25 protein-coding genes are annotated in these 24948 nt (G+C 47.6%); 12 read left to right on the top strand and 13 right to left on the bottom strand.

The features are described from left to right. The coding region (locus QUA97_RS05180; RefSeq protein WP_333193639.1) for a WD40 repeat domain-containing protein at positions 1-818 on the top strand (818 nt) is incomplete at its 5' end. Positions 819-1101: 283 nt separating this feature from the next. On the opposite strand, the gene QUA97_RS05185 is transcribed toward QUA97_RS05180, so the two are convergent. From QUA97_RS05185 to QUA97_RS05225, 9 genes are all read right to left on the bottom strand, one after another. Then, entirely contained in the window at positions 1102-1383 is a 282-nt protein-coding gene (locus QUA97_RS05185; RefSeq protein WP_228050275.1) for a hypothetical protein, read from the bottom strand. Between the two features lie 2 nt (positions 1384-1385). Continuing rightward, positions 1386-1661: a hypothetical protein gene (locus tag QUA97_RS05190; RefSeq protein WP_194070391.1), complete on the bottom strand. Its 276-nt coding sequence runs from the start codon at positions 1659-1661 to the stop codon at positions 1386-1388. 83 nt (positions 1662-1744) lie between these two features. Then, on the bottom strand, positions 1745-1870 hold the full coding sequence (locus QUA97_RS05195) for a hypothetical protein (RefSeq protein ID WP_333193643.1): 126 nt from the start codon (positions 1868-1870) through the stop codon (positions 1745-1747). Between the two features lie 18 nt (positions 1871-1888). Then, entirely contained in the window at positions 1889-4384 is a 2496-nt protein-coding gene (gene recG / locus QUA97_RS05200; RefSeq protein WP_333193645.1) for an ATP-dependent DNA helicase RecG, read from the bottom strand. Between the two features lie 101 nt (positions 4385-4485). Beyond that, the gene (locus tag QUA97_RS05205) at positions 4486-4638 is read right to left on the bottom strand and encodes a hypothetical protein (RefSeq protein ID WP_333193648.1); all 153 of its coding nucleotides are present in this window, start codon (positions 4636-4638) and stop codon (positions 4486-4488) included. 8 nt (positions 4639-4646) lie between these two features. After that, the gene (locus QUA97_RS05210; protein WP_333193651.1) at positions 4647-5597 is read right to left on the bottom strand and encodes a hypothetical protein; all 951 of its coding nucleotides are present in this window, start codon (positions 5595-5597) and stop codon (positions 4647-4649) included. A gap of 326 nt (positions 5598-5923) precedes the next feature. Then, positions 5924-6583, bottom strand: a complete 660-nt coding sequence (gene tsf, locus QUA97_RS05215; protein WP_194011782.1) for a translation elongation factor Ts — start codon at positions 6581-6583, stop codon at positions 5924-5926. A 384-nt stretch (positions 6584-6967) separates the two neighbouring features. Next, positions 6968-7798 (bottom strand): 30S ribosomal protein S2, encoded by an 831-nt coding sequence (gene rpsB / locus QUA97_RS05220; protein WP_194011783.1) that lies wholly within the window; start codon positions 7796-7798, stop codon positions 6968-6970. A 242-nt stretch (positions 7799-8040) separates the two neighbouring features. Then, complete coding sequence (locus QUA97_RS05225) at positions 8041-8250, bottom strand: hypothetical protein (protein WP_194070395.1); 210 nt, start codon at positions 8248-8250, stop codon at positions 8041-8043. Between QUA97_RS05225 and QUA97_RS05230 the strand changes: the two genes are divergently transcribed. The 5 genes from QUA97_RS05230 (at position 8249) to QUA97_RS05250 (ending at position 13367) form a co-directional block, all read left to right on the top strand. Then, positions 8249-10453: a cation:proton antiporter gene (locus QUA97_RS05230; protein WP_194070396.1), complete on the top strand. Its 2205-nt coding sequence runs from the start codon at positions 8249-8251 to the stop codon at positions 10451-10453. The genes QUA97_RS05225 and QUA97_RS05230 overlap by 2 nt on opposite strands. A gap of 268 nt (positions 10454-10721) precedes the next feature. Beyond that, entirely contained in the window at positions 10722-11225 is a 504-nt protein-coding gene (locus tag QUA97_RS05235; protein ID WP_194070397.1) for a hypothetical protein, read from the top strand. A 9-nt stretch (positions 11226-11234) separates the two neighbouring features. Then, entirely contained in the window at positions 11235-11399 is a 165-nt protein-coding gene (locus QUA97_RS05240) for a hypothetical protein (protein ID WP_194070398.1), read from the top strand. Between the two features lie 109 nt (positions 11400-11508). Next, entirely contained in the window at positions 11509-12135 is a 627-nt protein-coding gene (locus QUA97_RS05245; protein ID WP_194070399.1) for a DUF3038 domain-containing protein, read from the top strand. 2 nt (positions 12136-12137) lie between these two features. Further along, positions 12138-13367, top strand: coding sequence for a DUF4335 domain-containing protein (locus QUA97_RS05250; RefSeq protein ID WP_333193659.1), 1230 nt, complete (start codon positions 12138-12140; stop codon positions 13365-13367). 195 nt (positions 13368-13562) lie between these two features. Here the strand turns inward: QUA97_RS05250 and QUA97_RS05255 are convergent, their stop codons facing one another. After that, positions 13563-15632, bottom strand: a complete 2070-nt coding sequence (locus QUA97_RS05255; RefSeq protein WP_194070401.1) for an abortive infection protein — start codon at positions 15630-15632, stop codon at positions 13563-13565. A gap of 5 nt (positions 15633-15637) precedes the next feature. Beyond that, entirely contained in the window at positions 15638-16309 is a 672-nt protein-coding gene (locus tag QUA97_RS05260; RefSeq protein WP_194070402.1) for a hypothetical protein, read from the bottom strand. Between the two features lie 370 nt (positions 16310-16679). On the opposite strand from QUA97_RS05260, the gene QUA97_RS05265 reads away from it, so the two are divergent. Next, positions 16680-17591: an OmpA family protein gene (locus QUA97_RS05265; protein WP_333193661.1), complete on the top strand. Its 912-nt coding sequence runs from the start codon at positions 16680-16682 to the stop codon at positions 17589-17591. Between the two features lie 467 nt (positions 17592-18058). Here QUA97_RS05265 and QUA97_RS05270 read toward each other — a convergent pair whose 3' ends face one another. Further along, positions 18059-19171, bottom strand: a complete 1113-nt coding sequence (locus QUA97_RS05270) for an AI-2E family transporter (protein ID WP_194071256.1) — start codon at positions 19169-19171, stop codon at positions 18059-18061. Between the two features lie 80 nt (positions 19172-19251). Here QUA97_RS05270 and QUA97_RS05275 point away from each other — a divergent pair, with 80 nt between their 5' ends. After that, a complete protein-coding gene (locus tag QUA97_RS05275; RefSeq protein ID WP_228042329.1) occupies positions 19252-19563 on the top strand; it encodes a helix-turn-helix domain-containing protein in 312 nt (103 codons plus the stop codon). Between the two features lie 24 nt (positions 19564-19587). Next, on the top strand, positions 19588-20541 hold the full coding sequence (locus QUA97_RS05280) for an alpha/beta fold hydrolase (protein ID WP_194071255.1): 954 nt from the start codon (positions 19588-19590) through the stop codon (positions 20539-20541). 71 nt (positions 20542-20612) lie between these two features. Here the strand turns inward: QUA97_RS05280 and cysS are convergent, their stop codons facing one another. After that, positions 20613-22142, bottom strand: a complete 1530-nt coding sequence (gene cysS / locus QUA97_RS05285) for a cysteine--tRNA ligase (RefSeq protein ID WP_333193669.1) — start codon at positions 22140-22142, stop codon at positions 20613-20615. 427 nt (positions 22143-22569) lie between these two features. On the opposite strand from cysS, the gene QUA97_RS05290 reads away from it, so the two are divergent. From QUA97_RS05290 to QUA97_RS05300, 3 genes are all read left to right on the top strand, one after another. Then, complete coding sequence (locus QUA97_RS05290; protein ID WP_194066707.1) at positions 22570-22788, top strand: hypothetical protein; 219 nt, start codon at positions 22570-22572, stop codon at positions 22786-22788. 150 nt (positions 22789-22938) lie between these two features. Then, positions 22939-24336 carry a DUF4912 domain-containing protein gene (locus QUA97_RS05295; protein ID WP_333193672.1) on the top strand — a complete coding sequence of 466 codons (1398 nt, stop codon included), beginning with the start codon at positions 22939-22941 and terminating at the stop codon, positions 24334-24336. After that, positions 24311-24457, top strand: a complete 147-nt coding sequence (locus QUA97_RS05300) for a hypothetical protein (protein ID WP_194066705.1) — start codon at positions 24311-24313, stop codon at positions 24455-24457. The genes QUA97_RS05295 and QUA97_RS05300 overlap by 26 nt, the downstream gene beginning before the upstream one ends. Positions 24458-24948 lie beyond the last annotated feature (491 nt).

Here is a 24948-nt window from a genome sequence, read left to right on the forward strand (position 1 = left end):
TTTCCGCTTCAGAGGATGAAACCCTGAAAATCTGGGACACCGAGACAGGGCGGGAACTGAAAACTCTCACCGGTCATAGTAAATGGGTAAAAGCAGTGGCGATCGCACCAGACGGCCTCACGGCGATTTCCGCTTCAGAGGATGAAACCCTGAAAATCTGGGACACCGAGACAGGGCGGGAACTGAAAACTCTCACCGGTCATCGTTACTGGGTAAATGCAGTGGCGATCGCACCCGACGGTAAAACAGCGATTTCCGCTTCATGGGATGGTACCCTGAAAATCTGGGACACCGAGACAGGCCGGGAACTAAAAACTCTCAGGGGTCATAGTTCCAGGGTAAATGCAGTCGCGATCGCACCAGACCGTAAAACCGCGATTTCCGCTTCATACGATAATACGCTGAAAATCTGGGACACCGAGACAGGCCGGGAACTGAAAACTCTCACGGGTCATACTCGCGATGTAACAGCAGTGGCGATCGCACCAGACGGCCTCACGGCGATTTCCGCTTCAGGGGATCACACCCTGAAAATCTGGGACACAGAAAGTGGCACGGAACTGAGAACCCTCACCGGTCATACTAGCGAGGTAAGGGCAGTCGCGATAGCACGCGACGGAAAAACAGCGATTTCCGCATCTTCGGATAAAACCCTGAAAATCTGGGATTTACTCACACGTAAAGAGGTTGCTAGTTTCAGCGGAGAGGGTGAGTTTAATGGCTGTGCGATCGCCCATGATGGAGTGACAGTTGTAGCGGGCGATCGATCGGGCCGGGTGCATTTCCTGCGTTTGGAGGGAGTTAGGGGCGATCGATAATCCAAGAAACCGGGTTTTTGCCCGAATCTGTGGGTTGTAGGGAAGTATTTCGGAAAAAACCCGGTTTCTGAGACCCCGCGATCGCATTTTTTGTGGATGGGCGATCGGGTTTTATGATTCAGAGATAGTGTTCGGATCGATCGGCACAATTCCTTCACTGGCGTAGCGAGTAAAATCCTTAATATTTAGCGTCAAAATATGTGCTGCACCGTTTGCTTTCATAATAGCCACAAGACGAGCATCATGTACCTGAACTCCCGAAACTCTGTAAGTAACAACTAACCTACGCCACTCGGAGTATGTTAAATGCGTGTCGGGAAACAGCGGAAAAAGACGCTCGATCCGGCGTAACTGGCGATCGGCACTTCTCAGGAGTCAACCCAAAGCCATTTTTCTCGATCGGGCGAGTCACAACATTCCAAAACTCAACGCAGTTTTGTGATGCTACTTGAAGTTTATATCCATCTTGTCGCAATTTTTTTACGGCAGTTCGGATTACAGGGTATAAAGGATGAGAGCGATCGGCAAACCGCAGTAAAATATTCGTATCCACAAGACATAACATTGCTATGGACGATCCTCATAGATACCAGCACGACTCACCGCAAAATCCGATAGCCTAGGGACATTTACTCCCTTGTTTTTAATAAAAACATCAGCAAATTCATCTAAAAGTATTTCAAACTCGCGATCGCCCATTTCTGCGTCAGAATCGCTGGCCTTTGATGACAAGCCAGACCCTGACTGCCAATTTAGGAAATCAACAAAATTAAGCACAACTTCTAGCTGCGGTTTAGCTAAATAACGCAGCTTACTTACAATGCTTTCAATTACAGCTTCCATACATTTATAGTTGAGCTTTAATTGTGATATGTCTCGCGCAATTGTAGCATAAATATTAAATGTTGTCAAAATCAAATACGCTGTTAGCCGGGATTTTTGGGCTTCAACCGCCGGTTTTTGGTTTTATGGGCGATCGCATTTGAGACAAATGTGCGATCGAATTTGTGATGTACCTGAAATCCCGGCGGTTGGAATCCCGGCGGTTTCAACCGGGTTTTTTGGGTTTCTTAAGTCAAAATCGACCCACTCATCATCCGCTGATATCTCCTCTCCAACTCATCCCGCACCACAGGCCACTGATTCAAAGTTTCATCATTCTCAATTACCATTTGAGCAGCCGCCCTCGCCAACTCCAAAACCTCCTGATCCTCCACCAAACTCGCCAAAGCAAAATCCGGCAAACCCGACTGCCGAGTTCCCAAAACCTGACCCGGCCCCCGCAATCTCATATCCATTTCCGCAATAAAAAAACCATCCTGAGATTGTTCTAAAACCTTCATTCTCTGCATAGCTTCCGCCGTCTTAGAACCCGGCATTAACAAACAATAAGAACGGTTGCTGCCCCGACCAACTCGACCCCGCAACTGGTGCAATTGCGACAGTCCAAAACGCTCCGAATTTTCAATCAGCATTACCGTAGCATTCGGCACATCTACTCCCACTTCCACCACAGTTGTAGATACCAAAATATCAGTTTCTTTGTCCCGAAACTTCGTAATTGCCTCATCTTTGTCCGCACTGCTCATCCTGCCGTGGAGCAAACCCACCTTAAACTCAGGAAATACACTGCTTTGAAGTTTTTCTTTTTCTTCAATTGCCGATCGCACATCCAACTTTTCCGACTCCTCCACCAGCGGCAGCACCACATAAACTTGACGGCCGCTCGCCACTTCCCGCCGAATCAAATCGTAAGCTTGGAGGCGTTCTTTTGCCGACAGAACCGTCGTTTGAATCGCCTGCCTACCGGGGGGAAGTTCATCAATTTGACTCACGTCTAAATCGCCGTGCAGCGTCAGCGCCAGAGTCCGGGGAATGGGAGTTGCCGTCATCGTCAAAACGTGCGGAGATTCGCCTTTCTGCTGCAATTTAGCGCGCTGCTGCACCCCAAATCTGTGCTGTTCGTCAATTACCGCCAAACCCAATTTGTGGAAATTCACCGTATCTTGAATCAGTGCGTGAGTTCCCACTAAAACAGGCAATTCTCCGGTTTCTAACTGGCTGTGAATTTCCCGGCGCTTGGCTACCTTTGTCGAACCAGTTAACAGTTCCACAGACAAGTGCATCAAATTAAACCAACCTACCAATTTGCGGTAATGCTGTTCTGCTAAAACTTCTGTCGGTGCCATTAAAGCCGCTTGATAGCCCGATTGAATTGCTGCCAGCATTGCGACTACGGCGACTACAGTTTTGCCAGCGCCGACATCGCCTTGTACTAATCGGTTCATCGGTTGCGGCGAAGCCAAATCGTTGAGGATGTCGTTAATTACTCTGGCTTGAGCATTAGTCAACGCAAAAGGCAAGATTTCATAGAAATGTTCGATCAATTTGCCGCTAGGAAGAATGACTGCACTAGCTTGAGCTTTTCTTTGGGTTTGGCGACGCTTCAAAAGTCCTAATTGCAGGTAGAAAAATTCGTCAAAAACTAAGCGACGGCGGGCGGCGGACAAGCAATCGCGATCGAGCGGAAAGTGAATATTAGTCACAGCATCCGCTAAACCCATTAAACTGTAACGATCGCGCAAATCATCCGGTAGCGATTCCGGCAACAGTTTCGTCGCCGGCATCGCAGCCAAAATCGATCGCCTCACCGAACCCGCATCTACCCCTTCCGTCAGCGGATAAACAGGTATCAGGCGGCCGACTTTCATAGATTCGATCGCACCGCCGGAGTCATCTAATACTTCTAACTCAGGATTTTCTAAAGTAATGCCATATTTACCCTGCTTCACCAACCCCGAAGCAGCCAGCACCGCACCAGTACAATACTCGCGCTTTTTGAATTCTTGCCAGCCGCGATTGCTGTAGCGAGGCCCGGCAAAAAAGCGACTGATTTTTATTTCTCCCGTGCGGTCTTTTAAGATTACTTCTAATATCGTTAATTTCTTATTCTTCGGGCTAGAAAAGCAATTGCACCGCTTTACTTCGGCGATTAAAGTGACAGTTTCCCCTGCTACCAACTCGCGAATTTGTACTTGCTTTGCATAGTCGATGTGATGGCGGGGATAGTAGTAAAGCAAGTCGTATACAGTGTTTAAACCGAGTTTTAGCAAGCGGTTGCCGTTGGCGGGGCCGATGCCGGTGACGCGGGTTAAGGGTTGGTCTAGAGTCAAGCTGGGCGGTGGCGGTGCCGCACTCAGCGGTGCAGTTCGGGGAACGGAAACTGCCGGGGCGCTTTGTTCAGAATCGCTTTGTTCGATCGGGCTGCGGGCTGCTGTTTCCCAAACTTGTTCCATTTGTCTGAGGAAACTCACCGTAATGGCGATCGAATGCTGGCGCGCTTCAAGATCCTTCTGAGGGTAGATGTCAAATTCAGCAGCTAATTGTCTAGCTCGGGCGCGATCGCACGCTGCAGAAGCCGCCACAGCACCGGCCAACTGTCTCAAACTCAAGCCGAGAAACTCGCTGAAGCGGTATTGACTGCCCTGGATGTCGTTAAATCCGCGATCGGCTTCTACTGAAAGAGCTTTTTGCAATCGCTGCCATTCTGGTTGGTTGTTAGTCATCAGTCATTAGTTATTAGTCATTAGTTGTTAGTCATTAGTCATTAGTCATTAGTTGTTAGTCATTAGTTGTTAGTCATTAGTCATTAGTCATTAATCATAGCTCAAGAATCCCAGACAACAACCAACAACCAACTGCCAACTGCCAACAACCAACTGCCAACAACCAACTGCCAACTGCCAACTGCCAACAACCAACTGCCAACTGCCAACAACCAACAACCAACTGCCAACTGCCAACTCTCAACTGCCAACAACCAACTGACTAATCTTCAAACCAACTCGATCGCCAAGCCGACTCAGCCTCCACCACAGCAAGTTCCCGCTGCTTTTTCTGGTAATCGCGGCCTAGGGAGTTTAACTTCACAGAGAGGTTGCGAATTTGCTGGCGCCAAGCCGAGGTTCCCGCATCAGCAAACTCTATTTCTGACAACCGCAGTTTAATTGCTGTAATGTGCACGGCCATAGTAACCTGTGCTTGTGCTAAGTTTGGCGGTGCCGAAGAGCTATCGGCTTGAACGATTAAGTTTAATAAGTTAGGCGGCCCAGCAACGCTGTCGCCGGAAGCTTCAGCAGCATAAGCAGCTTCTAGAATAGGTTCTGGCAATTGATTGGGCAAGATTCCCGACTGTTGCAGCAAGCGGTTGGTGTCACGAGAAAGCAGTTTGAGAATCAGGACGATCGACTTTTCAATACTATTTTGCCAGCGCGCCAAACTTTCGGGAGAATTAGCATTTGGCACGTGATAATTTGCCACTGAAAATAGATAGTTAATGGCGGAAAGTTGTTTCTTTTCCTCTTCTTCCTCTTCCTCTTCCTCTTCTTCCTCTTCCTCTTCTTCCTCTTCCTCTTCCTCTGCTTCGTTTTTGTCTTCTTCCTCTTCCTCTTCCTCTTCCTCTTCCTCTTCCTCTTCCTCTTCCTCTTCCTCTGCTTCTGATTCAGTCACTAGCGATCGCAATTTTTCCTCCGACGCAGCAGCCAAAAGCCTTACAGACTGCTGCATTTTTTGCCGCCCATCGAAGGACAACTTGAGAAACGACTCCGGCGCGGATTGAGTGCAAAGGTGATAGCAAGCCAAAATTAACTGCTGCCGCACCGCTTGTCCCAAGGAAGTTAAATAACTGTCGTATGTACTGCGAAACTCCACATTCAAGGCTGCTAAACTCTCTTCTAGTCCTGCCAAATCTTGCTCTATGCGTTCTCTTGCTCCCACCATATCTCCCGTATAAAATTAAAATAGGACGTATAAAACTAAAAATTCCTAGGGTGTGTCGCCGTAAACAATCTCTAAATTCAATCGACAATCTGAAGGCGACTACCTGACACTTCCGATCCGTGGAAACAAAGCCAACAATTGTTTTCTAGTACAATTTTCGATAAATTATCTTAGGTGCGTCACTGTAAGATTGTCGATATTTGTGTGGTATTTTTTGAGGGCGACGCACTCTACGACTACTTTAAACCCATTTTGTTATTAAAAATTAAAAATGTGAAAATTAGCTTTTCACATTTTTAATTTCAATTCCCAATCTTAATTGTGAATTACTGAACACCCATTTGGGCTGCTACTTCATCGGCAAAGTTAGCTTCTACCTTCTCAATGCCTTCGCCCAACACAAAGCGCACGAAGCGGCGCACTTGGACATTTTCTCCGATTTGGGAGATGGTTTGTTTCACCAACTCTTCCACCGAGATATTTTGATCTCGAATAAAAGGCTGATCCATCAAACATAACTCTTTCATGCGCTTGTCAATCCGCCCTTGAACAATCTTTTCTTTGATATTGTCCGGCTTGTTGCCCAAGTCATCCTTGCCCATTTCTATTGCCTTTTCTCTTTCGACAATTTCGGCAGGAATATCTTCAAGGTTCACGTATTCCACATTCGGGCAAGCTGCAATTTGCATCGCAATATTGCGTACTAAACTTTGGAATTCTTCGCGGCGTGCCACAAAATCAGTTTCGCAGTTAACTTCCACCAGCACTCCCACGCGGCCGCCCGTGTGAATGTAGCTGCCTACGAGTCCTTCTGAGGCAACCCGTCCGGCTTTTTTGTCAGCGCCAGCCAGACCTTTTTTCCGCAGCCACTCAATGGATGTTTCGATATCGCCTTCGTTTGCAATGAGGGCTTTTTTACAGTCCATCATGCCAGCGCCAGTCTTGTCGCGCAATTCTTTAACAAGTTTTGCAGATATATCCGCCATCTTCCTTAAGTTCCCAATCAAAATTAGTTATTAGTCATTAGTCATTAGTCATTAGTCAGTAGGGGCGGTGGATGGTGCGTGCGGGCCCTATACGTTGTCATTAGTCATTAGTCATTAGTCATTAGTTACTAATCTTAATGTTAATGATTGGACAGGAGTGAAGAAATACCTAGTCGGCCTTAGGGCGGACTTTGTACCTGTAGCACCAAAATTAATTTTGGTGCTAACACTAACACAATGAATGCTTTTGCCAGAACTCTACTAATGACTTAGACTCGTGCCAGGTACAATTAAAAATTAAAAATATCCAACTAAAAATAATAATTATTTTTAATTTTCAATCTTTAATTTTTAATTGCCTGGTGTCAAATTCCGATCGCAATATTAGCTTTCGGTCTCTTCGCCCTCGGCCTCAGCGGCTTCGTCGGGGTCTACATAATTGGGGTCATCCAATTCTTCGATTTCGCCATCATATTCAGCGCCTTCGTAGCCACCTTCGTAGTCGTCGTCGTAGTCACCGTCGCCACCGGGCTGACCGTGACGACCTTCGTAAATGGCATCAGCCAACTTACCGACAATCAGCTTGATCGATCGAATAGCATCGTCATTTGCTGGAATCGCAATGTCAACCAAATCCGGGTCGCAATTGGTGTCCAACAGAGAGACGATGGGAATTCCCAACTTTTGGCATTCCAACACAGCATTATATTCGCGGCGTTGGTCTACCAGCACCACTCCGTCGGGAATCTTACGCATAGTTTTGATTCCGCCCAGATACTTCTGGAGTTTTGCCAGTTCTCGGCGCAGCACCGAAGCTTCTTTTTTCGGCAACAAATCTAGGGCACCGATTTCCTCGCGGCGCTCCAAATCCTTGAGGCGCTCCACGCGGGACTTAATCGTCGTCCAGTTGGTGAGCATTCCCCCCAGCCAGCGCTGGTTGACGTAGTAAGCGCCGCAGCGTTGAGCTTCTTGCGCTACAATCCCGGCAGCTTGGCGCTTTGTACCCACGAACAAAAACTTTTTGCCTTTTTCTGAGGCCACTCTCATGTACTCGTAGGCATCTTCCATGAGCTGAGCGGTTTGCACGAGGTCGATGATGTGAACCCCGTTGCGCTCTGTAAAAATGTAGGGAGACATTTTCGGGTTCCACCGGCGGGTTTGGTGTCCGAAGTGAACTCCTGACTCTAGCATTTGAGCCAAACTGACTACTGGCATTGTATTTTAAACTCCTGTATTCGGGTTAATCCTCCACCCGGTAGTATTTCTCAAGATTTGCACCTTGGAAACACCCGAAAACCCGGATGTGCGAACTTAAACAACTTGTCTAGTTTATCACAGGACACACCAGTTTTGCTGACAATCCGATCGCCATTTGGTTGGGTTATCCGTAGGGTGCGCGCCCGAGGGAGCCAGATGCGGGCTGGCTTGGTGCGTGGGGCGTACCCTACGGTTGCGAGTTACTCGCCAGCGCTTCTTACAAAAACAAAAAATCCATATAACAAGGTTGTCAAAGCCTTAGTTAGGTTGTGAGACAATGGCTTTGTTGGTGCGTGTCTTGCGCCTTCTTTAGTTCGATCGAGCTTTGAGCCATTTTGTTCGATCGGCAATTCTACCGGCTTTACGAGTTCCCTCTGGCACCGCAAAAATCCCAAAGCTAAAAACGCCATGCCCATCCCCATTCTCGTCTTGCTTGAAGTTCTAATTGTGATCGCACTTTCGAGACTTGTCGGTTTAGCATTTCGATCGATCAAACAACCTCAAGTCATTGGAGAAATTGTAGCCGGAATTATGCTCGGGCCTTCTCTGTTGGGCTTAGTTGCACCAGGTTTAGCAACAGCACTTTTTCCAGCCGAAGCCGTTCCTTTCCTCAACGTGCTGTCTGAGGTGGGGCTGATATTTTTCATGTTCTTGATTGGTTTAGAACTGAACCCTAAGTATCTCAAAAACAATTTAGATGTAGCGATCTTAACTTCCCACGTCAGCATTTTAGTGCCGTTTTCCCTGGGAAGCATCCTAGCAATGCTGCTGTATCCGATTGTTTCAAATAATACCGTTTCATTTACAGCCTTTGCCCTGTTTTTGGGCGCTGCGATGTCAATTACTGCCTTTCCGGTGCTGGCAAGAATTATTACAGAACACAACTTGCAGAATACTAAATTGGGGACGCTGGCTTTAACTTGCGCTGCTGTAGATGACGTGACGGCGTGGTGTTTGTTAGCCGTGGCGATCGCAGTTACTCGAACTAATTCGATGCTGGGCGCTTTGCCGACCATTATTGAATCTTTAATTTACATTGGTTTCATGATGACTGTAGTCCGCTGGTTCTTGCAGCGGCTTTCCAAGCACTACAACCGCACGGGCAGATTAACGCAGTTAGTGCTGGCGGGAATTTACATGGGAGTTGTAGCTTCTGCCTTAATTACTGAATTGATCGGCATTCATTTAATCTTCGGTGCATTTTTGCTTGGTGCTGCAATGCCAAAAAATGCCGGACTCACCAGAGAATTAGCTGAGAAAACCGAAGATTTTGTCCTAATATTTCTGCTGCCAATCTTTTTTGCTTACAGCGGTTTGCGTACTCAAATCGGTCTGCTCAACAGTCCCGAATTGTGGCTGCTGTGCGCCGCAGTTTTGGGAGTAGCAATTATTGGAAAATATGTCGGTACTTACACGGCTGCTAGAGTCTGCGGTATTAGCAACCGCGAAGCTTCTGCGCTTGGTTGGATGATGAATACTCGCGGTTTGACTGAACTAATTGTGTTGAATATCGGTCTTTCTCTGGGTGTGATTTCGCCTGTGCTATTTACAATGTTAGTTATTATGGCATTAGTCACAACTTTCATGACTTCGCCGCTGCTGGAGTGGACTTATCCCAAACGGTTAATTCGGTTAGATATTTCAGAAGTTAGCTCTGAGGATTCAGAATTAGAAGATTTACCAATTGCTACTAGCAGCGAAGAAACAGTTAACAACTTGCTGAAAACTTATCGAATTTTAGTGCCTGTTGCTAATCCTAGCACGCAGAAAGGTTTGCTGCAACTAGCGGTAGGGCTGGCGCTGCCGGTGGCGGGTACGGGCGGTAACGATTTGCAGTCGGCGGCAGTTCATCCTCTGAGTTTGATCGAATTCAATGAGGATTATGCTTTTCAAAGTACGCCTGCGGAAGCCGATCGCATTATTCAAGAGCGCCGCTCAAAATTATCAGAATTAATTGATAGTTTGGAATTGCCGGATGCGAGAAAATTCGTGCATCCGATCATTCGGGTTACTAAGGATGTGGCGCGGGAAACGGCGCAAATTGCGGAACTCGATCGCGCGGATTTGATTTTGGTAGGATGGCACAGGCCCACTTTTAGCAGCAACCGTTTGGGAGGGCGTGTCGGTCAAATTCTCAGCAGCGCTAAGGTGGATGTAGCAATTTTTGTTGACAGAGGCCGGGAACGGTTGAATAATTTGTTAGTGCCTTACGCTGCAAATATTCACGATGATTTGGGCTTAGAATTGGCGCTGAGACTGTTAGTTAATAGCGAGGAACGCCGTTTGACGGTGCTGCGGGTGGGGGTAAACGGGTTCGAGGGAAACGAGCTGAGTTACGAGTTTCAGCGAGTGATGGAACAGTTGCCTATTGAGGTGCGATCGCGCATTGAAACTCCGATTGTAGAGGCTGCCGATCCAATTCAAGCCGTGATTGCTGCTTCTGCTAATGCTGATTTGACTATTGCAGGTACGAGTCGGGAGTGGGGAATTGAGCGCCAAACCTTGGGACAGTATACTGATGAATTGGCGGTACAGTGTCATTCTTCGCTGCTGATTGCGCGGTGCTACGTTAAAGCGCGATCGCACTTGGCTTCGGTACTTCCTCGAAGGTAGTCATTAGTCATTAGTCATTAGTCATTAGTCATTAGTCATTAGTCATTAGTCATTAGTTGTGGGGAATTGGTTATTAGTTATTGGTTATTGGTTACTTGCTACGAATTCCCAATCCCTCCGCTTCGCTCCGCCCAATTCTCAATTCCTAATAACAACTAACAACTAACAACTAACAGCTAACAGCCAACAGCCAACTGTTAACTGTTAACTGCCAACAACCAACTGCCAACTGCCAACTGCCAACTGCCAACAACCAACTACCAAACTTATGCCTCATTTTAATGTCAAAATGTTAACATTTTATGGTATTTCCATCGCCATTGTTGCGGTACTTTTTAAGGTAGTAACTGCTTACGGCGAAACAAATTTAAAGGCTCCTCCGGCACTTGCGGGAAGTTATCGCTTCGATGCTAACAGTTTGCCCGAATGTCTGAAATCTGATACTTTGGTATTGACAATCGAGCAATCTGGTGTTTATTTGAACGGTAATTTGCGAGGTAGCAGCGAGGCCGATCGCAAAAAAACAGCAGAGGAGAAACCTTCTTTAGTTGGTAAGTGGGAAACTCAAGGATTGAGCTTGTCGGGTGTGGTTCCTAATTTAGAAGGTTGCAGGGACTCCAGTGCGATCGCTCAAAACAGTTCTGTTAAACTGCGAGGAATTTTGGAGGGAGACACCCTTAAGGGAAAAATTAGTCTGAGGGATGGGGCGACGGCTACTGATTTTACGGCTCAAAGAGAAGCGGTGGCGAAATCGCAGAAGCAGGAACATTGATCGATCGCAATGGGGAATCGAGAATTGGGAATGGTCAAGTTCGATCGTCCTGGTCGGTTTCTCCCCGGCTTCGGCGGGAAATCACAAAGCTTTAAGGGATCGGCTGGGGAAACCGGCGGTGGACGATCGAACTCCTGCCACCGGATCTCCCCCGTGACGGTCGGTTGCTGCTAGATTTAAAAGACACATAAAAGTGATTGATAAAAATAAAGTATCCCAGAGGAGTCTTTGATTGAGAATTTGTCATGCCAGAGACCCCGGATAACCGTATAGTTTGTTTGGAATGGATGTTCCCGTGATCTTAATGCCGTCAGAAACTTTGCTTACCGAGTCAAACCCGTTGATTTTAGACAGTTTGCCAGACTTGTCGCCGAACGATGGCGGATGTCCCCGTCGGGCTAGATTGCAAATTGATTTGATGTTGCTGGCGATCGAAGCCTTGTATCTCGGAGGGGCGGAAGAAATGCTGGCAGTGTCAAAAGACCTGGAATTGGAGTCAATTATCAAAAATCGGGTTGCCTTTTGGATGATGCGGAATACTAACCCGCTGAGACGCTATACCCAGCGCCGCTCCCTGACGGTGGTGGAGGCAAAAGCGCTGGTGGCGATCGCCTGTAATATGGCGCGCAAGTTAACCGCGACAATTCGCCAGTTGCTGCTAGATTCGCAGCAGTTGCGATCGAGAAATCTCCCCCTCAGCGAGAACTTGCAGCTTGCCGATTATTTAGAACGCTTTCGAGCTCATTTTCGATCGCGCATGAACCCGAAGCGATCGCTAGTTGCAGCTTACAATTCCGACGACAAGCTCAACGAACTCGCTTTAAACTTGTTGAGCAAACTGCTATTTTGTACGGGGACGGCCGGAATGCAGCGCTTCTGGGTTAGCTTGTTTGATGGAGAAGTGGAATAAAAATGACTATTAGGCGTCAGTACAGTCTGCCGAATTGCACCCTGGTTCTGGAAGGGTTGAGCGACGGATCGGTATCTAGCCAGTTAGATACACGGCCAGTGCTTTCTATACTAATGAGCGCTGAATGTTATGTGACAGGCATCGGCGAACCCCTCAGCGGGGGACGGGAGTTTTTTGAAAGCTTGGTGAGGGCTGTCAGCACCTACGCCCAAGAATTTATGAGTGGAGTGCATTATCCCGATCGCTACGGCCCGAATTTGAGTACGGTGCAGTTGCACAGAATAGACGAGAATTCGCACCGTTTGACCGTTCTACCTGCCGAAACAGGCAGCGCTACCCAAATCGATCGAAAAACAGAACTGTCGGCAAAATTAGATTTGACGACGGTACAGCTATTTGACTTAGTGGAGGCGATCGATCAATTTTTTGCCGACACCCAGACGCTGCCGGAATTGTCTCTGCAATTAACCCCAATTTCCAAGCGTTATATCAAGTCCGCCGAACCTTTGGCGAAGCGGAGCTTGCCTGCGGTGGTGGGGATATCGAGTTTGGCTTTGGCGGCGATGGCCTTTTTCTTGGTGCCGGTGCCGCAACTCCAGCGCCCGAGAGATCCGGTGCGACAGCCAAATCCTGCAGGACAGAATCAGGGAACGCCGAATCCGGGCGGATCGCCTTCGCCAAATCCCACTCCCAGGCCTGCTGACGGTTTGCTACCTGGGGAGAGGACTCCGAATGCTGAACCGAGTTCGCCGACTCCGAGTACCACCCCGCAATCGGAGGCTTCACCTAGTACCGCCCCGCAGTCGGAGGCTTCGCCTAGTACCACCCCGCAATCGGAGGCTTCACCTAGTACCACCCCGCAATCGGAGGCTTCGCCAGAAAGCACGCCCAGTCCTGTTTCTGAAGCTTTGCCCAGTCCTGATGCAGCAGCCGGGCCGATTACCGATCCGGCAGAAATCGAGCTGTTGAAGGGCCAACTTTCCCAGCAAATTGACGGAGTTTTGAAAACTAAGCCTGCGGTTGATGCGGAGTTGGTTTATCGGGTGAGTGTGGCTAAGGATGGGGCGATTGTCGGTTATAAGTCGGAGAATCCCGCAGCAGTCGATCGATCCGAAGCGCCGTTGTCGGAGTTGCTTTACAAACCGATTGGCAGCAGGCCACCAGCGGAACCCCTGGCTGATTTCCGAGTAGTTATTGCACCGGGCGGCACTGTTGCAGTCACTCCTTGGTAATGGTTGATTGTTGACTGTTAACGGTTGACTGTTAACGGTTGACTGTTAACGGTTGACTGTTAACGGTTGACTGTTGACTGTTGACTGATACCAAATCCCGCTTAAATGCTCCCTCAATCTCTTAGTCTGCGGAGGCAGACTTGGTTTTCTAGTAGCGATTTCAATCGCCGAATCATCTACAAACCGATTGCTGACTCAAAATCCTGTAGGCGCTACGGGCTCAATATCTCGATCGAATCCCCCGACTTGATTGGTGCGAATTATCCACAAAAACGATCCTTGTTTTAAGAGAATTTTGGCGATTTCATCTTGAGTGCGTCTGGGAAGCATTGTTCGGTAACTAATAACAGCTTTTAGCAGGTTCGTGATGCCAGAAAAAAAGCTTTTTTTCTGTTCCGAATCAATCCCTACCAATCTCGTATTTTTGCGCCAATCTAGACGGACAATACCGAGGGGAATTAATACTTTTTCTAAACTCTCTCCCAAAACTACTAACTGATGAAATCTTTCGGTTTGTGCGTGGGTAGGATTTGTTTTTAGCCAGTCTTGAATTTGAGGATTTGACTCGACTTCGCCAGTAATTTTTTTAATAGTAGCGTAAATTGCTTGACTGGAATCTTGGACGCAAGAAGTTGCTGGCGTGACTAAAGTTGCGCCGGTGCCGTCTCCGCTGCGGTAGCGCGCCATCATGATATCTAGTTGCTGGTTTAATTCGGTTAAAGGCGACAAAATGATGCCGTCAAAATCGTAGTCGTAACACACGCAGTCTAATTTACAAATGATATCGCAAACCGGGCGATCGCCCAACCAGCCGCGCTGCAAGTCTCCCATGTAACTTTGCCACTTACTAGAACCGGCGACAATTCCATCGGGATTGTGGGCGTATACTTGTTTGTATTCTATGTCAAAACGCAGTTCGTTGGTAAATCCATCGCGCACTACTTTTGCGATTCCGAAAGCAAAATGTCCGGTGACAATTCCCAGCGGTACAGATTCGCCTTTTTTGCCGCCAATACCGCCAAAGCTGTGAATCACGATGCCGATATCTCCTTCTTCCCAAGGGGAGACTAAAGTGTTTTCGGCTGCCTCATTTGGCATTAACAATACTCTTTTTGCTTGTCCTTTTTGAGCCGCTGTATTTGACCAGTTTTCGTCTTTTAAATAAGCGAGAGATTTGTTCAGTCCAAAATATGTTTCATCTGGTATTAACTGAGCAATTTTGCGCGGTTCAATTGCTTGGACTACAAAAATACTGTCTTCGTCTCTTTCGCCGTAAATGTACCAGCCATCGGGATTCAATGGCGATTGTTCGATCAGATGATTGGTAGACCTCGCTATGCCATTTTTGTCGGGCTGTACTTGCGGAATCCGAATGATTTCGGCTGCGCCGTCAAATTGTTGGGATGTTTTGTTGAAATGCCGGACAATAAATTTGTTGTTGTCGGGTTCTTGGCGCTGTAAAATTGAAACTAAGGCGCACAAACGGCCGATAATTTGTACTGGTTCGCGATCGATAATTAGTTCCTGCTGGCCGCTGCTGTGGTCGATCGCAATCACCGGCCTCCGCAGCATCACAGTCACGCTGTCTTCGAGTCTGCTACCCGCCAAAGTTTCCAAAGGGCCGACATTTCGCCAGCCGTTCAACCTATCTGGATGGATGTTACCAGATTTTTGACTTTTTTTCGTTTGTTTTGTGAAGTTAATATCTTGAGTGACTGCGTGGACAAAAAACTGAACTTGGCGGTTGGCGATCCACTTCAAAAATGCTGTTTTGCCAATAAATTTTTGATATTTTTTGGGTGCATTTATCACTTCAAAAAACACTGTATCGTTGGGCTGGCGCTGTTCGTGAGAGGGCAAAATTAAGCGCCCTTGCCAAAGAGCGACTGGCTTGTACAGACGGGCGACGGCTGCTGAATTTTTGCAAATTATTTCCGGTTCAATCGCTTCTAAGATATCGTTTTCTGCTACGGAAATCACAAAATTTCTGTCATTTTTTACGAACACGGGTTCTAAAAAAACTTTTTCAGGATCTGCAATGTTAGCGGTTGATTTTTCAGCCTTTTTTGGGAACAGCGGTAGATTGAAATGGCGGTTTTTTGCCAATTTCGCCTGGAACCAATTGAGGAAAACCCGAATAAAAATAAAAGCGGTTAAACCAAAAACGACAGCTAAGGCTATCAGCCCCAGAGTCAAAATGAATTGGTCTAAAAATTGACCGGAAAGTAAAATAATTGTGGGCCAGATCGAAGAAGATGCTGCCATAGTATCTAAAAACGAGTTTTAGGTTCGATCCAGTCGGCGCTGGCTTGAGTGCCGAAAACTAGGGGTTTGTCTTCGCTGACAGCTACTGTTTGACCGGTCATATCTACTGCACAAAGAGGCCAATGTCGATCGCCCAAATGACCGGCGCGGAACAGAACTTGTCCGGGGCAAACTTGACTCCAACCCAACAGTACAGCATGAGTGTAAAGACTGCGAGCGGGAGCAACAGTATAAGTGTAATTATCATTTTTATCCCAAATGACCGCGTAGTCGGACATATCGGAAGAGTTGAACAGCGCTTCAAATTCGCGGGCCAGAAGGCGGGAACCCTCTTGATTCCAAGCAACAGGTACTAAAATGGCGATCGTCCCGGACATATCTGTGTCATCGCTAGCATACATTCCGCTTTCCGCCAGCGGCGAAGCAGCCGCCACTGTTTGCAATTCCCCGGTTTTGAGATTTTCCACAAACATAACGCTGCTAACCCTACACTGGGCTAATTCCGGCTGTACTTGCAACTCAATTCGACTGTAAGCCGCGTATTGGCCGTTAGTTGAAACTAGGGAAGGGCTGCGATAGTAGCGGAGGCTGGTGCCGCCAGTAGAGCTCAGTTTGGCATGAGTGGCGTTAATCCATTCCCAAGGAATCGGATAGGCGCTATTTAAAGGGTCAGTCATCGGTTTTTTTCCAAAAGTTATACAGCATTATCCAACAGATTCAGGCTTACGCGCCGGGGTACTAGAAACCCGGTTTCTCGCAAGGATGCTGCGCCGCTAAACCCCAAATTAGGAGAAACCGGGTTTCTGTTTTAGGTGTTAGATTTGTCTTCCCATCTAAAATATACAATTTCCCATCGGTGCCGGGAAGTAGAAACCGGGTTTTTCGCAAGGATGCTGCGCCGCTAAACCCCAAGTTTGGAGGAACCGGGTTTCTTTTTGGGATAGTATAATTTTCGTCAAATCTCAAATCTAAAAATGGAAAATCTCAAATCTGATAGGTAAGATAGTATCGAAATTAACCTGGTACCTGCACCGAGAGGGAGGCAATATGACGCGATCTTTTAACCAAAAACCTTCAATCCCCCCGACTCGCGTTTCCAAGTCGCGGGGAAAAGGTTTGTTTTTGCTGTCGCTGATTTTTCGACTGCTGCTGCTGGGGGTAGGTAGCGGTTTTGCCTGGGTTTTGGGGATGACGATCGCCCAAATTTACCCTTCTAACAGCGTCCAGATGCCGATCGCCGAGAGATTGCTGCGCCTAACTCAAAATTTGACCCCCAGCCCGCAACGCGCACCAGCAAGGCCAATTCCGGCGCTTCCGGCACCAACCGCTACACCCAGTCCCCAGTCAAAAATCAATCCTGCCTTGAGAGAGAAATTACAGGTAGATTTGAGACAGTTGCAGGGCGAGCTCAACGCGCTGATTGGGCGCACGGCGGCTTTGGAGAGTCAGTTGGGTAGCAGCCGCCCCACGGAAACTTTGGAAAAGCGGTTGCAGTTGATGTCGCGGGAATTGGCTGGGCCGGAATCGGCGGCGGGCCCTACTCCTGTTTTACCCGCAAGCAGCAGCCAGAGTCTGAACCCTGAAACTGTGAATAATTCGGTGTTTGGAAGGGATGGGCTGATGGTAACTCTACCCAGCGATGTTTTGTTTGACACTGGCAGTATTTCTTTGCGCGCGGGCACGAGTGCGATTTTGGACAATTTGGTGGCGGATTTAGGCACTTACCAGGGTGCAACCGTGCGGGTTGCCGGCCACACTGACGACGGGGGGGAAGTGGTGGAAAATCGCAATGTGTCGTTGGCGCGGGCTCAGGCTGTGGTGCAGTATTTGTCTGGCGCGATCGATCGCAATTATCATTGGGTGGCGATCGGCTACGGGGAAAGTCGCCCTTTGGTAGATAATAGTTCTGATATCAACCGGCAGCGCAACCGCCGCATTGAAGTGGCAATTAGTCCTTAGTCATTAGTCCTTAGTCATCAGTCATTAGTCCTTAGTCCTTAGTCCTTAGTCAGCAACTTACAGATAAGCTGTTGTCCATTTAAATTGTATATTTTGATGACACTCAAAAATTGTCAAATCCTCTCCCCTTCTCCCCCTCTCCCCTTCTCCCCCTCTCCCCCTCAATCGCCATACACAATCTATATGAGCAACAGCTTACTACACTGATTTATCAGTATTTGATTGATAGTTCAACCGCAGATTTAAGTGGTAGGGTGCGTCGCTATCAAAAATTCCTGAATTTGACAAACACTTCCCTAGCGACGCACCGGACAATCCTTGAGGAAATAAGCGCAATTTTTGGGTAAGAAGACTTGCAATCGTGAATTCTATAAGGTGCGGATATGTGAGCTTTTTGATATTTCATTAAGATTTTTTGAGGCAACGCACCTTACGAGTATGTTCCGCGATCGAGCCATAACCTGCTGTCACGTCAAAGGTGTTATAGGCGGTAAATCAGAATTATGTTTAGCCTGATTTATTGCCTCTCGATGTTCGCCTCTAAGCTTCGGTTTTAAATACAAGTTTTCCACCAAAGCCGCCACTCCCGCAAACCAAGGCGGCACAATTATTGCGCCGATAATTCCCAATACTTGCACGCCTCCCAAAACAGACAGCAATTGATACAATGGATGCACGCCAACCGAGGAACCAACCAGCAAAGGATCGAGCACGTAAGTTTCCAAGTTTTGGATAATTACAAATAACAGCAATACCCACAAAACCAGCCAGCCACCTTTAGCTAAGGCTACAATTAATGCGGGGACTGCTCCCAATACTGGGCCGATGAAGGGAATCAGGTTGGTAACACCTGCGATCGCACCCAAGCCTAAAGCAAATTCCGGCATTCCTAAAACGCTCAAACCTGTGGTAATAAATATCCCTAAAATCCCCGAAACTAACACTCGCCCGCGAATATAACTCCCCATTCTTTGACCGATGGGCGTTGCTTGGGCGGCTAATTTTTCATCCCAAGGTTTGGGGAAAAACTGCACTAAGCTTTTAATTAATGTGTTGCTATCGGCAACCATGTAACCTGAAATAAATAATGCTAAAATTAAGCTGAAAACACCTCCTAAAATGCCTCTAGTTAAACTGTACGATCGCAAAATTAGTTGTTGGCTAGATCGAATCAGCCAATTCGTCAGCGATTGAGTGTCCACCAACTGACCCACCAGCGCCGGGGCATCGTCGGTGAGGCGACTCAATAGATTAGTGGCTAAGGTTTCCAGACTTTTAACGTAAACTGGTAGCAGTCGCACCAGTAACTGGATTTGCTCGATAATTGTCGGGCCGATTAACACTACCGCCCCGCTAAATCCGCCGATCAGAGTTAAATAAACCAGAATCACCGCCAGCCAGCGGGGAAGGCGCATGGTTTCGGCCCAATTGACGATCGGGACGATCGATGCGGCCAGCACGACTGATATCATCAGAATTACTAGCAGGCTCCGCAATTGCCACAGCAGCACTAGCAGCAAGGACGATGCTACAATTAGCAGCAAGTTAGGTATAGAAATTGTAATCCGCTGTTCTGACATGATTGAGTAATTATATTGTGGCCGAATCTGTTACCCTTGATGTTATAATAAACTATACGATATAAATTATAAATAAGACAATGAAAGTGCATTCAAGCAGTGGGAATGTTTTTGCGGACTTAGGGCTCCCGAATCCTGATGAACTATTGATTAAGGCAGAACTAGCTCATCAAATCAGTGAGTTAATCTCGGAACAAGTAACTCAGATTGAAGCAGCAAAGATTTTAGAAATCTCTCACCCCCAGATATCAGCATTGATGCGCGGCAAATTATCCGACTTCTCTACAGAACGCCTATTTCGTTTTATCAACGCACTCGGCAGCAATGTAGAGATTCGTATTGCCCACTCCCAACCAAATGTCCAAGGTCAAACTCGCATTGTCCTAGCATAGTACATAAAAAATTAAAAAACTTATATGCAATCACCACCTTCAAATCAAGATTTGTCAACCACTTCGTCTATAAAATCACCAACGCTATTTTACGAATGGCAAAATTATCGCTGTGCTTACGATGTTTACAACCCAAATACTGCGGCCACAAATAGCATCCCTTTGTTATTGATTCATCCCATAGGAGTTGGATTGTCAAGAGTATTTTGGCAGAGATTTTGCGAAGATTGGTACAAATCGGGCAACACAAATCCGATTTATAACCCCGATCTTTTGGGGTGCGGAGATTGCGAAATGCCTGCTGTGGCTTGCTATCCTGACGATTGGGCGGCCCAGTTGCAGTTTTTCTTGGAGACTGTAGTAAAAAAACCTGCGATCGTACTCGTGCAAGGTGCTTTACTGTGTGTAGCCTTGGAATTAGCCAAAATCCAGCAGGAAAGCGGCTCAAATTTAATTGGCGGATTAATCCTCGCCGGGCCTCCAGCTTGGGCGGTGATGAACAAACATTCGACAGAGAGACAGCAAAGAATCGTCTGGAATTTGTTAGATTCTCCCTTGGGAAACGCTTTTTACCGCTACGCCAGACGCGCTGAATTCTTGCGATCTTTTTCTGCAAAACAACTGTTTGGCGATGCGGCAAAAGTTGACAGGGAATGGTTGGAGGCTTTGCAGGCTGGGGCGGCAAATCCTGACAGCCGCCACGCAGTTTTCTCGTTTTTGGCGGGGTTTTGGCGCAAGGATTACAGCAGTACGATTCAAAAGTGCGATCGCCCCGTACTCGTTATCATGGGAGAAACAGCCTCAAGCATTAGTCAATCGGGTAAAGAAGAAAAACCAGAGGAAAGACTAGCGCAATATTTGGCTAACTTTCCCAACGCAGAGGGTTTATTAATGCCGGGGCGCAACGTTTTACCCTACGAATCCACCCCAGAATTTGTCGGCGCGGTTGCCGAATTTACAAATAAGTTAAATCAATAAAAATTCATTCCTTCGTAGTGAGGAATTCAGTCCGTCCCAGAGGAATGAATTACTCACTACAAACCAGTTTTTTAACCCCGGTGCCAAATAGTTGTACCATCCTTTTGGTCAATCAAAGTAATGCCATTATCCTTAAGTTCATTGCGAAGGCGATCGCCCTCAGCGAAATCCCTAGCTATTCGCGCATCCTTCCGCCGCTGAATCATCGCCTCAATCTCCCCATCACTCAAACCGCCAACCGCATCATCGCTGTCAGCTTCCGGCTGAACTTCCAACCCCAAAACCCCCGCCAAACTTACCAAAGTCAGCCAATGAAGCTGCAACAATTCCGGCGAAGTTTCAGTTTTGCCTTGATGCACCAAAATATTGCTTTCCTTACCCAATTCCTTAGCTAATTCAAACAAAACAGCCAAAGCAGCCGGAGTATTGAAATCATTATCCATCGCGGCTTGAAACTGCTGCACAGCATTGGTATCTTGTCCGGTTTTCTCAACATCCCAACTCAGTTTATCGGCATATCGGAGCCCAAAAAGCAAGCCTTCGTTGATCGTATTCCAGCCATTTCTAGCAGATGCGATCGCCTCTTCAGTAAAATCAATTTGACTGCGGTACTGCGCCATCAACACAAACAGCCTCACCGCCATCGGTTCCACCGCTTTTGACTTATCACTCTTACTCCCCCCCTTACCAAGGGGGGGCTGGGGGGGGTCAGATTCCAAATCACCCGACCAGTTCCCCTCCAACAAATCGCGAATTGTAATAAAATTGTGCAAAGATTTCGACATCTTTTTGCCATTGACAGTCACAAAAGCATTGTGCATCCAATAATTAGCCAGAGACTTACCAGTCGCAGCTTCAGATTGAGCAATTTCGTTTTCGTGGTGCGGAAAAATTAAATCGGAACCGCCGCAGTGAATATCAATAGTTTCGCCAAAACAATCGCGCACCATCGCCGAACATTCGATGTGCCATCCGGGGCGACCTTTTCCCCAAGATGACTCCCAAAAAGGTTCTCCCGGTTTAGCGCTTTTCCACAGGGCAAAATCTGATGAATCTTGCTTTTTTTGACCTTCTATTTCTGCGGTTTCCAATCTACCGCTAGCCCCGGCTTCCATTTCTTCCAACTTGCGACCGGAAAGCTTTCCGTAATCGGAAAACTTTTTAACGCTGTAGTAAACGTCGCCGCTGGAAGCATAGGCAAAGCCTTTGTTTTCTAACTCGTGAATCAGCCGTTTTATGCCGTCCATTGAGTGTGTGGCGCGGGGATATTCATCAGCCCTGAGAATATTTAGCTTGTCCATGTCGGCAAAATATTCGTCGATGAAGCGTTCGGCTACGGCTTCCATTGTGGAATTTGTTTCTCGCGCTCTGTTGAGAATTTTGTCATCAATATCTGTAAAATTCTGAACGTAGCGGACATCGTATCCCCGCCACATCAGATATCGGCGCACCATATCCCACACAATGTAGGCGCGGGCGTGGCCGACGTGGCAGTAATCGTACACCGTAACGCCGCAACAGTACATCCGCACCTTTGAGGGTTCGAGGGGATCGAAAGGTGATTCGCGGCGGGTCAAGCTGTTGTAAAGCGTTAGGGGCATGGGATTTGAGATTTGGGATTTGAGATTTGAGATTTTACAAGATTTACGCAGAACTTCTATTTGTACGGCGCGATGCGCGCACCTTATCTGTATGGGTAGCGCGTCAAACGATTTTTGCGTCCAAAACTGTTGGTTTGTAATTGCGATCGCCCGCAAGCGAAACTTGCAGCACGGTAAGCCCAACAGCTTACCCAGGAAATTTTGTATTCAATCTGCTTTATCCATAGTACCGCCCCTGCAGACTCAATCTCACATCGAATTTATGTCAGGGAATTCTGACAATTCAAGGACAAAGATCCCTGTCAGGCTGTGAATATCAAGATTTCCTGACATATTGATCCCCGAAATCACGAAAATGCGTATAAGTACCCATGATTGAGGCAAAAGACCCCTTGACCCGATCGCGAATTGTCTGCAACATTGAGTCATGACAAAGCGATCCCAAAGAAATGCTTCAATTAAGCAGCTATGGGAGTCAAATAGCGCGTGTGCTGGCAGCACAGCGTTGCTAGCAGCACCGATCGCCCTCGCAAAATCGATCTTGTCAATCAAGAATCGACAGATAAAGCTTTATTTAGACCGGACGGTGCGCGCGGAAGCCAAAAAGTCACAAATCCCGATCGCAATTTGGGACAAGACAAGCTAAACACAAGCAAGGCTTCAAAGGTTGGAGAGATTAGGAAGCTCGATAAAATTTGTACTTATAAAGAGTTTCTAACTCAAAAAATCAACACATTATTCAAGTGTTGAAACAAAAAATCTAACCCGCAATCGCAAATTAGAGGAGAAAAAACTCATGGCAAAAGAACGCCCACCATTAGAAGAGATGACTTTGCGACAACTCCGCAGAGTCGCTAGCGAATGTGGAGTGTCTCGCTACAGCCGGATGCGGAAATCGCAACTCCTGGCATCAATTCAAGAAATTCAGCGCAACAAATTTTCATACAGTCCATCTCGCAAACTAGAGGCACAAGAAGCAGTGGAAGCAGCAAAGTTTGAACTTGGTCAAGAAGATAGAACAGGCGGTTCCTTGTCGTCTGTCGATGAAGGTTTAGCAGATTTACCCAACGGCTACGGCGAAAGTCGGGTGGTGTTGATGCCGCGCGATCCAGAATGGGCTTACACCTACTGGGATATCTCCAACGATCGCAAACAAGAATTGCGCCGCCAAGGCGGACAGCAACTCGCCCTGCGGATCTACGACGTGACAGATGTTAACCTCGAAATCCAAAGCCCGCACAGCATTCAAGAATATCCCTGCGACGAACTGGCGCGGGAATGGTACGTACCGATCCCCGTTAGCGATCGCGATTATGCGATCGACATCGGCTACCGCTGTGCAGACGGCCGTTGGTTGGTGTTGGCGCGATCGGCCGAAGTCCGCGTTCCCCCAATCTATCCCAGCGACTGGATAGAAGACCAATTCATCACCCTCGACTGGGAAGAAGACTTGTCCGGTAAAACCTTCGCCGAACTGGTTCCGCCTGCCAAAAAAATCGCACAAGCAAGCAACGGTAACAGTTTCAACAACACCCGTAACGGCATCTACCAAGAAATCTTCGGCATGGCAGAATCGGCAGAATCGATGCGCGTAGCTGGTTCCATGTTCGGTTCCATGCCGCACGTCGCCGGTTCGGTTCAGCAAGCAGGCATCCACGAACAAGCTTTGAGTTCCTACGTGTTCCCCTCCGGTGTCGGAATGTGGGCAGCCCCCGCCATGTCCGGGCTCACCATGTCCGGTGCGGGTATGTCCGGTGCCGGTATGTCCGGGCTCACCATGTCCGGTGTCGGTATGTCCGGTGTCGGTATGTCGGGACGCACCATGTCCGGTGTCGGTATGTCCGGGCTCACCATGTCGGGTATGGGGATGTCCGGTGTCGGTATGTCGGGAGTTGGCTTCGCCGCCCCGATGCGCCCCCGCCAGTTCTGGTTAGTTGCTGACGCAGAACTGATCGTCTACGGTGCCACCGAACCCGACGCTACAGTTTACGTAGGCGGACAGCCGATCAAACTCAATGCTGACGGCACTTTCCGCTTCCAGATGTCTTTCCAAGACGGCTTAATCGACTATCCGATTTTTGCAGTAGCAGCAGACGGCGAACAAAACCGCGCCATCCACATGACATTCAACCGCGAAACCCCAGAACGGCACACCAATACCAAGCAAGATGCTGTTGTGGAATGGTTGGGCTAACACTAAAGGTCGATCGCGACGCGGACAGGCGCGCAGGTTTGTGCCAATTTTTCAACCATCACAAGGTCTCGCCGCAGCCGATCGCGATTTGTTAGGGTTAATCCCAGACAACAACCCATAACACCCCCTATGCACCGTTCTCCTGTTTTGAGGAGCGGTGTTTTTTGTTATTGGTTATTGGTTATTGGTTATCGGTTATTGGTTATTGGTTATTCGTTATTCGTTATCGGTTATTGGTTATTCGTTATTCGTTATTCGTTATTCGTTATTGGTTATTGGTTATTCGTTATTCGTTATTCGTTATTGGTTATTGGTTATTGGTTATTCGTTATTCGTTATTGGTTATTCGTTATTCGTTATTCGTTACGAATTCCCAATTTCCCATTCTCAATTCCCAATAACAACTAACAAATAACAACTAACAGCTAACAGTTAACAGCTAACAGTCAACAGTCAACAGTCAACAGTCAACAGTCAACAGTCATGAGGAGTGCAACCGGAATTGATATCACGAACCGGCCAAACGACTCAATCATGTCAATGCCAAATGCCAGCGGAAACGATATTTGACAATACTCTCAATATCTGCCTGTAGATAGATGCTTACTTAAC

Origin of the sequence: Microcoleus sp. CZ3-B2 (genome assembly GCF_036705055.1) — a bacterium.
Lineage (GTDB): Bacteria > Cyanobacteriota > Cyanobacteriia > Cyanobacteriales > Microcoleaceae > Microcoleus.

Excerpts from the sequence above, each read along its gene's own strand:
- QUA97_RS05185 (WP_228050275.1), bottom strand. The coding sequence starts at position 1,383 with ATGTTATGTCTTGTGGATACGAATATTTTACTGCGGTTTGCCGATCGC.
- QUA97_RS05190 (WP_194070391.1), bottom strand. The coding sequence starts at position 1,661 with ATGGAAGCTGTAATTGAAAGCATTGTAAGTAAGCTGCGTTATTTAGCT.
- recG (WP_333193645.1), bottom strand. The coding sequence starts at position 4,384 with ATGACTAACAACCAACCAGAATGGCAGCGATTGCAAAAAGCTCTTTCA.
- QUA97_RS05210 (WP_333193651.1), bottom strand. The coding sequence starts at position 5,597 with ATGGTGGGAGCAAGAGAACGCATAGAGCAAGATTTGGCAGGACTAGAA.
- tsf (WP_194011782.1), bottom strand. The coding sequence starts at position 6,583 with ATGGCGGATATATCTGCAAAACTTGTTAAAGAATTGCGCGACAAGACT.
- rpsB (WP_194011783.1), bottom strand. The coding sequence starts at position 7,798 with ATGCCAGTAGTCAGTTTGGCTCAAATGCTAGAGTCAGGAGTTCACTTC.
- QUA97_RS05230 (WP_194070396.1), top strand. The coding sequence starts at position 8,249 with ATGCCCATCCCCATTCTCGTCTTGCTTGAAGTTCTAATTGTGATCGCA.
- QUA97_RS05225 (WP_194070395.1), bottom strand. The coding sequence starts at position 8,250 with ATGGCGTTTTTAGCTTTGGGATTTTTGCGGTGCCAGAGGGAACTCGTA.
- QUA97_RS05235 (WP_194070397.1), top strand. The coding sequence starts at position 10,722 with ATGCCTCATTTTAATGTCAAAATGTTAACATTTTATGGTATTTCCATC.
- QUA97_RS05240 (WP_194070398.1), top strand. The coding sequence starts at position 11,235 with ATGGGGAATCGAGAATTGGGAATGGTCAAGTTCGATCGTCCTGGTCGG.
- QUA97_RS05245 (WP_194070399.1), top strand. The coding sequence starts at position 11,509 with ATGGATGTTCCCGTGATCTTAATGCCGTCAGAAACTTTGCTTACCGAG.
- QUA97_RS05250 (WP_333193659.1), top strand. The coding sequence starts at position 12,138 with ATGACTATTAGGCGTCAGTACAGTCTGCCGAATTGCACCCTGGTTCTG.
- QUA97_RS05255 (WP_194070401.1), bottom strand. The coding sequence starts at position 15,632 with ATGGCAGCATCTTCTTCGATCTGGCCCACAATTATTTTACTTTCCGGT.
- QUA97_RS05260 (WP_194070402.1), bottom strand. The coding sequence starts at position 16,309 with ATGACTGACCCTTTAAATAGCGCCTATCCGATTCCTTGGGAATGGATT.
- QUA97_RS05265 (WP_333193661.1), top strand. The coding sequence starts at position 16,680 with ATGACGCGATCTTTTAACCAAAAACCTTCAATCCCCCCGACTCGCGTT.
- QUA97_RS05270 (WP_194071256.1), bottom strand. The coding sequence starts at position 19,171 with ATGTCAGAACAGCGGATTACAATTTCTATACCTAACTTGCTGCTAATT.
- QUA97_RS05275 (WP_228042329.1), top strand. The coding sequence starts at position 19,252 with ATGAAAGTGCATTCAAGCAGTGGGAATGTTTTTGCGGACTTAGGGCTC.
- QUA97_RS05280 (WP_194071255.1), top strand. The coding sequence starts at position 19,588 with ATGCAATCACCACCTTCAAATCAAGATTTGTCAACCACTTCGTCTATA.
- cysS (WP_333193669.1), bottom strand. The coding sequence starts at position 22,142 with ATGCCCCTAACGCTTTACAACAGCTTGACCCGCCGCGAATCACCTTTC.
- QUA97_RS05290 (WP_194066707.1), top strand. The coding sequence starts at position 22,570 with ATGACAAAGCGATCCCAAAGAAATGCTTCAATTAAGCAGCTATGGGAG.
- QUA97_RS05295 (WP_333193672.1), top strand. The coding sequence starts at position 22,939 with ATGGCAAAAGAACGCCCACCATTAGAAGAGATGACTTTGCGACAACTC.
- QUA97_RS05300 (WP_194066705.1), top strand. The coding sequence starts at position 24,311 with ATGCTGTTGTGGAATGGTTGGGCTAACACTAAAGGTCGATCGCGACGC.